Origin of the sequence: Streptomyces colwelliae (assembly GCF_048158785.1) — a bacterium.
Taxonomy (GTDB): domain Bacteria; phylum Actinomycetota; class Actinomycetes; order Streptomycetales; family Streptomycetaceae; genus Streptomyces.
In genome coordinates, this window is record NZ_JBLTJC010000440.1 from 1 (window position 1) to 7895 (window position 7895).

The window sequence follows — 7895 nt, forward strand, 5'->3', positions numbered from 1 at the left end:
GGGCATTCGTCACCCCCGGCGTGAGGTTGTTGGTCGGGTGCGGGCCGGTGGGGGCTGGTCGCGCCCCGCGGCGGAGCCGCAGATTGACACAGCCCCGCGCCCCTTTAGGGAGTTGGTGCACCGCGTGCTTAGTGGGCATGGGGTGTCACCCCCCGCGTCGTGCGGCCCGCCACGGTTACGCCGCCCAGCGCGTCCGCCAGGAGGAACGGGAGGTCGGGGTGTGGTTGGCGGGCGGCGTCGATCACCACGGAGTGGAGGCGCATGCGGCCCATGGCGCCGATGCGGGCCGCGGCCGTGATCGCGTCGTCGATGCCGGTGCGGCGGACCGGGCCCAGGAGGCGGCCGCCCGCGCTGGCGTCGAGGGGGACGTTGCCCCGGCCGTCGGAGACGACCACCAGCCAGGCCTCCACCAGGTTGGACCGTTGTTGGAAGGCTCGGCGCAGTAGCTGGTCGGTGAGGGTGAGGCCGTGGGCCAGGGGGCTGCTGCGGCCGGGGCGGCGGTGCAGGGCGCCGCCGACGCGTGGGTCCAGGACGCTGCGGGCGATGAAGTGGTCGGCCCGCAGCTCGTGGGCCGCGTCCTTGCTGCCGACCTCCACCAGGCAGACCGAGGCGCGTCCCGTGTAGGCCCACTGGAGGTAGGGGGCGAGCGCCGGTTGCCAGTCCCAGCCTCGTCGGCAGGTGTGGTCGAGCAGGAGTACCAGCATGCGTTCTGCCACCGGGAGGCGTGCGTAGCTGCGGAAGTCGCCCGGCAGGACGACGAGTTGGCCGTCCCCGCTCGCGCGCAGCGTGCGCCTCCCGGGCAGGTTCTGGTGTTTGGCGGCCTCTACGACGGTGGCTACGACGGCCAGGTCCCGGAGCGTGGTGGCGGACCGGACACCGATCACCGGACCCCGCGCGGAACTGGGCTCCGGACGCCGCTGCCAGGGAATGCGCAGGGGCGCGAACTCCCGCAGGAACCGTGCGTCGTCCTCCGGGAAGGGCGAGCCCCGCTCCTCTCCCGTGTCGGCCGTGAAAGTGTCCAGGGCCTCGGCGGGCCCCGCCGGAAGCGCCATCGCACCACCCGGCTGACCCGCCTGGCCGGTGTCCTCGGGCACCGGGTCCGCCTTCGGCTGCTCGGGCGGTGGCGGCCTGCCGTCGGTGCCGTCCCCGGTGGCGAGAGAAGTGCCGTTCGTGGAACGGCCGTTGCCCGCCGGAGTCGCCAGGGGCGCGGCCACGCCCAGCAGCCGGGCGGCCTCGTCGACCCGGTCGGGGCCGCAGGTCTCGGCGCCGTTCACCACCGCCAGTACGCGGGCGAGACGCGCCAGCCCGATCGCCCGGCGGCCGCTGGTGTCCCCGCGGAACAATCCCACGGCGTGCGCCGCCGCCTCCTCGGTCAGCGTGCACACGGGACGCGTCCGGGCCGCGAGCGCGCTGCGCCAGGACGGGGGCAACTCGCCAAGACCCGGCTCGGGTTCACGTCCGTCGAGCGCGTCGAGCACCCGGTCGGGACCGCTGCTGGTCCGCCGTAGCCCGGCCGCGTTGAGGCGGATCGGGAAGCGGTCCAGCAGATGCGGGGACAGACGGCCGATCTCCGCCTCCTGGCAGGCGGCCAGCCAGCGGGCGCGCGGCCGCCAGCGGGCCCGGAAACCGGACCGCTCGACCGCGGCCACGTCCGCGCCCAGCAGCTGTACGGCCGCTCGCATGCCCGGCAGGCTGAGGCGGACCAGGTCGGGCACCACGACGACCATCGCCGAGTCGGGGGCGTTGTCCACCAACGGGCCCGGTGCCAAAGAGAAGTTGACGCCGTTGCCGTCGTGGCGCAGCGTCGGCCGCAGCCACAGTTCGTCGTCACCGGTGACCGAGCCGAGCGTCGTCCGCCGTACGGGACGCTGCTCGCGGAGCTGGAGCAGGCCGGCGAACGCGTCGGTCACCGGGGCGACCATCTCCGGCTCCAGGTCGAACAGGAGCACCCCGTCGAGGCCGGGGCCCAGCGCGGAGCAGGCCAGGACCTGTAACAGGCGCTGGCGGGGTCCGACCGGGCGGCCTTCGGCGGGCGCGCTCATCCCAGCAGCCCGTCGAGCAGTTCCGACTCCTCCGCCGTCCACTCGACCGGACCGCCGTGCGCCGCCTCGGGCCGCCGGTGCCGCAGGGACAGCGGGACCACCCGGCGTACGTGGTCGGCGGTCACGGCGTCCGCCTCCTCGAAGGCGGCCAGCGCGCGGGCGGCCCACGCGGTGACCACCTCGCCGCGATGGCCCACCGCACGCAGCCGGGTGGCGACATCGGCGCACAGTTTCGCGATGTCCTCGCTCAGCCGCACGTCCTGCACGGAGTCCCGGGCCCGGTCGAGCCGCTCGCGCAACTCCCGGTCCCGGTCGAGGCCTTCGGCCAGCCAGGGGGAGTCCGTGCCGGCCGCGTCGTCGAAGCGGAGCACGGCCAGCACCATGGCCCGGCGCTGCTCCTGGTCCAGCTCGGACACGGCGACCATCAGACCGAACCGGTCGAGCAACTGCGGCCGCAGACCGCCCTCTTCGGGGTTCATCGTGCCGACCAGACCGAACGCGATGTTCCGTACGGTGTCGATGGCCTCGCGCTGCACGGACAGCACGCCGGTGGAGACGACGTCCAGGATGATGTTGACGATGTGGTCGTCCAGCAGGTTGACCTCGTCGATGTACAGCATCCCCTTCTCGCCGGCCTCCTCCAGCAGCCCCGGCTGCGTCCGCGCCTCGCCCCGCATCAGCGCGTCCAGTTCCCAGCCGCCCAGCACCCGGTCGTCGGTCGCGTTGATCGGCAGGGTGACCGGCAGCTCGCCCCCGGTCAGCAGCGAGAAGGCCCGCACCACCGTGGACTTGGCGGTGCCGCGCTGCCCGCTGATGAGGACACCGCCGATCCGCGGCGCGATGTAGTTGAGTTCGAGCGCGAGCTTCAGCTCGTGCTGCCCGACGACATGGCTGTACGGCAGGATGTGCACGTCCGAGCCGTCGACCGCACCGGTCACGACGTGCTGCCCGGTGTCCAGCGGAAGGTCACCTGGAGCTGTGCCTCGGCCCCCGACTTCACCAGGAACGCGCCGAGTTCGGCGTCGAGCTTGATGGACAGCTGGAGTTCCACCTCGTCGGGGGTCAGCCCCTCACCGAGGTCGTGGAGCCGGCCCGCCGCCTGCCGGGCGCAGCGCCGGGCCAGTTCCAGGCCGTCGCCGTAGACGTCCCGGGCCACCGCCAGCACGCGCTCCGCCGCGTTCTCCCGGGTGTCGATCCCGTCGTACACGCCAGGGAGGCCGCCGGGCGGCGGCGCGGTGTCGACCTCCACGTAGATCGGCACCTGTTGGTCCTGGCCGTCCGCGGCCACCCTCGTCACGATCGCCATGCAGCACTTCCCCCGTTGGAGAGCCGGAATACTCCCCTTACCTTCCCCAATTCTGGCGCCCCATCAACAGCCCTGTGGTCAAAGGGTGTTGATCGGTCCCCGCGGGAAGTCGGCGTCGGCGGCGCTGCGCACCCGGCGGGCGATGTGCGGGATGAGGAGGTGCAGGTCGGCGCAGTACACCGACGGATTGCGGAATCCCTCGACCGGGCGGTAGCGGTGCGCGTAGTTGCCGCCCCCGCACACCTCCGCGAGCGGACAGGTGAGGCAGGTGGGGGAGAGCGCGTCGGTGCCCAACTGCCGTGCCACCACGCCGGGATGGTCCAGGACGTCGTCGAAGGAGTGGTCGAAGACGTCGCACCCGGTCGCCGGGGCTCCGGCGTAGGCGGTCTTCAGCGAGTCGACCTGCTCGATGGTGCCGTCGGTGTCGACGACGACGGCGACCACGGGCGCGTTGCCCACCGCCTCGGCACGGCAGGGCACGCCGAGCAGCAGGGCGATGATCTCGTGGAACAGCCGGATCGGCACGGCCCGTTCACCCGCGTCGAACCACAGGTCGAAGAGCCGGACGAGCCAGTCGCCGTAGGGATGCGGGCCCTTCGCGGCGGGCGGGAACGCGTGGTTGGCGTGCGGCAGCAGCAGGTCCATCGAAGGGGGCTCGAACGCCGTCAGCGATGTGTAGACCTCGGCGGGATCGGAGTCCGGGTCGATCACGCTGAGGATCCCGGCGTACGCCTCCGGACGATCGCGCAGCACCTGGAGCCCGGCCACGGTCTTCGCCCACGAGGAGCGGCCCGCGTGGTCCACCCGGCGCCGGTTCAGTGCGGCGGTGCCGCCGTCCAGGCTCACCCCGATCCGCACGCCCGCGTCGGCGAGTTGGCCCACCGCCTGCTCGGTGAGGAGGGTGCCGTTGGTCTGCACGGAGGCGTCAACAGTGCAGCTTCGGCCACAACGGGCGCGGACCGCCGCACGCACCTCGCTGACCTGGGCGACGAGGTTCGACACCCCGGCCAGCAATGGTTCGCCACCGTGCAAATTGATTTGCAGGGACGTCAGTTGATGGGTCGCCGCATGCTCCGCGATCCGGGTCGCCGTGCGTCGCACGACCGCGGGGGAGACCCGGTTGGGGCGGTCCCGCCAGCTGCTGTCGGCGCCCTCGTAGACGTAGCAGTAGCTACAGGCGAGATTGCAGCGGCCGTTGACCTTGAGGACGAACTGCCGGAAGGGCACGGCCCGTAACCCGGACCGCCGTAAGGCCGCGACGTCGAGTTTCTCAAGGGGCCACAGGGCGGTCACAGTTGGTACGGGCCGTCCTCGTAGAAGGCCATCGCGGGTTCGCCGCGCAGCATCCGGGGCAGCAGGCCACTGGCCACCGCGGCGAGTACCGGGTGCGATGACTGACGGGACAGGGCCTTCAGATCCAGATCCGCGAAGTCGGGCAACACGCCGCCCGGCCCCCGCTCTCCCAGCCTGGAGGGGCCGTCCCCTTCTCTTCCCCGCACGTTCTACCTCTCCAGGAAGGCCGAAGTCCCCCTTGGGCTACGGAACTCGGCCATGCTAGCGCCCTGGGACCCCGGCGACTCCCGTTGCGGGTGGGTCCGCGGGAGTCACGTCGTCAGGGGCTCGAAATCCCAGTACGGCCGCTCCCTGCGGCGGATCGACAGGGTGTGCGGATGCTGTGGCCCGAGAGTGTCGGAGAGCTGCTGGAGCGCCTCGTTCTCCAGCTTGGTGGCCTCCTGGCCGCGGCGCAGCGCGCGTTGGTCACCGGCGAGGGCCGCCTTGCAGGACAGGGTCAGCGGATGGGTCTCGCCCAGCGTGGCGCGCGCCGACTCCAGGACCGCGCGGCTGAGCTGGGCCGCGCCCTCCTCGTCACCGGCCAGGCTCCGCGCACCGCTCGCGTTGAGTGCCGCCCCGAGCGCCCACGGATGGGTGGGGCCGACCGCCGCCCGCATCCGCGTCAGCGCCAGCTCGGCGATCCGCAGCGCCTCGTCCCGCTCGCCGTACTCCCACAGCGCGAGCCCGACATTGCCCAACGTGCCCACGGCGTAAGGGTGTTCGGGGCCCACCAGGCGGGCGTAGTCCTCGGCCACGGTCGCCGCCATCTCCCGCGCCTGTTCCAGATTGCCGTGCTCGCGGTTGAAGGTCGCGAAGTCGGCCTGTACCAGGAGCGCGTCGGGATGACGCGGCCCCTGCCGCTGCACGAACCGCTCCACCACGCTGCGCATCAGCGACTCGGCGCCCAGCAGATCACCGGTGCGCCGCATGCACAGCGCCAGATTGTGCTCGGCGAACAGGGTCTGCGGGGTGAACCGGTCCATCGCCTGCCGGTGGGCACGGACGTTGAGCTCCTGCCGTGAGGTGGCCTCGGCGTACCGGCCCAGCAGCCTGAGCATCCAGGCGTAGAACATGCCGGAGCGCAGGGTGAGATGGTGGCGCGGGTTCAGCAGCCGCTCGCGGATCAGCAGGATGTCGCGGTGCAGCAGCAGCGACTCCTCGTAGCGGCCCAACAGGCTGGTGACGACGGCCAGGTTGCCGCGGTCCTGGAGGGTGCGCGGGGCCTCGGCGCCCAGGGTGTCGGAGTACGCGTGGACGCACTCCTCGAACATCTGGTGGGCCTCGTCGTAGCGGCCCAGCGACACCAGGGTCCCGGCCAGCCCGTTCTTGGCGCGCAGCAGATCGGGGTCGTCGTCGGCGCGGGTCTCCGTGAGCTGGTCGAGGACGGCGCGCCCCACGGCCTCCGCCTCGCGGTAACGACCGCTGCGCCGCAGCATGTTGGCGTGGTCGTGGGTCAGCACCAGCATGTCCCGCTCGTCGGGCTGGAGCCGGGTGCGCCAGCGGGCGACGGTCTGCTCGCACAGGCGCAGCGCGGCCCGGTTCTCGCCCCGTACCCGCATGTAGTCGATGCAGTTCAGGACGAGCTGCCGGACCACGGGCTCCCGGCTGTCCAGCGCGCCCGCGGTCTCCAGGTGCGGGATCAGCTCCGCGTAACGCGTCCACTCACGCGTGTCGTTGGGCCGGCGCGGGTCGGCGCCCGCGAGCAGCGTGCAGGCGATCGTGGACAGCGCCTCGCGGCGGTCCTCGGTGAGGGTGCTGATCAGGAAGCTGTGGTAGAGGCGGTGCATGGACACGCGGTCCACGGCCGGCTCGGCCTCCGAGGACTCGACGTAGTCGAGGCGGACCGCGGTCGACTCGGACAGTCTGCGCAGCGCCGTGTGCCAGCGGATCGGGTCGCCGGCGAGCGCGGCCAGATGGGCCGGCAGGTCGGACGGGTGGGCGGCCTGCATCAGCCGGACCGGGATGGCGTCCGGCGAGAACAGCGCGAACAGGTGCAGCAGCTCCACCGCTTCGGGGTTGTTCTCCTGGAGCGTGTTCAGAGTTATCGACCAACTGGTCTGGAAACCCATCGGGTAGTCCGAGGAGATCCGGATGCCGATCTGGCTGGCCTCGCCGCGCCGGATCATCGCCACATAGTCCTTGGCCGGCATGACGTTGGCGTCCAGCCAGGCCGCCGTCTGCGCCAACAGCAGCGGCAGGTCCTGCACGGCGTCGGCGAGGTCGTCGGCCTCGGACTCGGTGAGCCGCTGGGCGCGGCGACGGGCGTAGGCCACGCTCTCGGGACGGCGGAAGGGCTGCACCTCGATCTCGGTGACGCTGCCCGAGGCCGCCCAGTCCTGGGTGAGGGTGGTGATCAGGACATGGCCGTTGCCCTCCGGGAGCAGGTCCTCGATCTGCTCCATGTCGTCGGCGCTGTCCAGCACGAGCAGCCAGCGGCGGAACGGCCGGCCGGTGCGCAGCGCCTCGTGGACCGCGCGGATCCGCTCGCCCAGCTCCTGCCCGACCGGCAGTTCGAGGCGCGGCGCCAACTGCGCGAACTGCTCACGCGCCGGCGCCCGGAACCGCGCCCCCACCCACCACACGATGTCGTAGTCGTTGCCGAACCGGTGGGCGTACTCGATGGCGATCTGGCTCTTGCCGACGCCCGAGATACCGCGCAGCGCGACCCGGGCGCCGCCGCGTCCGCCTTCCTCGAAGCGGGCGTGCAGCTTCTCCAGGATGGCGTCGCGGCCGGTGAAGCGGACGTTGCGGCGCGGCACGTTCCACACGGCCGGGGGGTCGTTCGGGAAGCGCGGCGCGGTGCCGCTCACCGGTCCGGACGCGGTGGTCGCGTCCAGGTCCAGGCGGCGCAGGATACGGCGCCGGGCCTCGCGCGAATCGAGGTCGCGCAGATCGACCGGGCGCAGCGGGGCGGCGGTGGCGGGCAGTGCCCGGGTGGCCACACTGACCGCGGAGAACCGGTCGACGTGCGGCGGCACCACCTCGTGCAGCGCCTGTGTCCACTCGGCGTCGGTGCGCGGGCCCAGCGAGAAGTACCAGTCGTCGAGGACCAGCAGCACCCGGCCCGGCGCCTTGAGCAGATTGCGCAGCGCGTCGGCGAGCGACATCTGCCTCGGCGGGTCCCACCGCAGCAGGGTCGTCTCGTGCCCCAACTGCTCCAGCTGGTGGGCGATCCAGGTGGCCCACGGCCGGTTGAACCCCGCGTAGCTGATGGT

The 7895-nt window shown here is 72.4% G+C and carries 6 protein-coding genes; all 6 read right to left on the bottom strand.

The features are described from left to right. Positions 1 to 128: 128 nt before the first annotated feature. Positions 129 to 2042 (bottom strand): magnesium chelatase, encoded by a 1914-nt coding sequence (locus ACNFOC_RS46880; protein ID WP_416965108.1) that lies wholly within the window; start codon positions 2040 to 2042, stop codon positions 129 to 131. After that, positions 2039 to 2980 (bottom strand): AAA family ATPase, encoded by a 942-nt coding sequence (locus tag ACNFOC_RS46885; protein WP_416965109.1) that lies wholly within the window; start codon positions 2978 to 2980, stop codon positions 2039 to 2041. Before ACNFOC_RS46885 ends, ACNFOC_RS46880 begins: the two co-directional genes overlap by 4 nt. Continuing rightward, positions 2977 to 3348: a CU044_2847 family protein gene (locus ACNFOC_RS46890; RefSeq protein ID WP_416965110.1), complete on the bottom strand. Its 372-nt coding sequence runs from the start codon at positions 3346 to 3348 to the stop codon at positions 2977 to 2979. The genes ACNFOC_RS46885 and ACNFOC_RS46890 overlap by 4 nt, the downstream gene beginning before the upstream one ends. Before the next feature lie 78 nt (positions 3349 to 3426). Continuing rightward, positions 3427 to 4632: an FxsB family cyclophane-forming radical SAM/SPASM peptide maturase gene (locus ACNFOC_RS46895; protein ID WP_416965113.1), complete on the bottom strand. Its 1206-nt coding sequence runs from the start codon at positions 4630 to 4632 to the stop codon at positions 3427 to 3429. A gap of 5 nt (positions 4633 to 4637) precedes the next feature. Then, the gene (locus ACNFOC_RS46900; protein ID WP_416965111.1) at positions 4638 to 4847 is read right to left on the bottom strand and encodes a YxD-tail cyclophane-containing RiPP peptide; all 210 of its coding nucleotides are present in this window, start codon (positions 4845 to 4847) and stop codon (positions 4638 to 4640) included. Between the two features lie 105 nt (positions 4848 to 4952). After that, positions 4953 to 7895: FxSxx-COOH system tetratricopeptide repeat protein (gene fxsT / locus ACNFOC_RS46905; RefSeq protein WP_416965112.1), on the bottom strand; the 2943-nt coding region annotated here is incomplete at its 5' end.

What these genes read in the sequence shown, in the direction of transcription:
- ACNFOC_RS46880 (WP_416965108.1), bottom strand. Translation starts at nt 2,042, where the DNA reads ATGAGCGCGCCCGCCGAAGGCCGCCCGGTCGGACCCCGCCAGCGCCTG.
- ACNFOC_RS46890 (WP_416965110.1), bottom strand. Translation starts at nt 3,348, where the DNA reads ATGGCGATCGTGACGAGGGTGGCCGCGGACGGCCAGGACCAACAGGTG.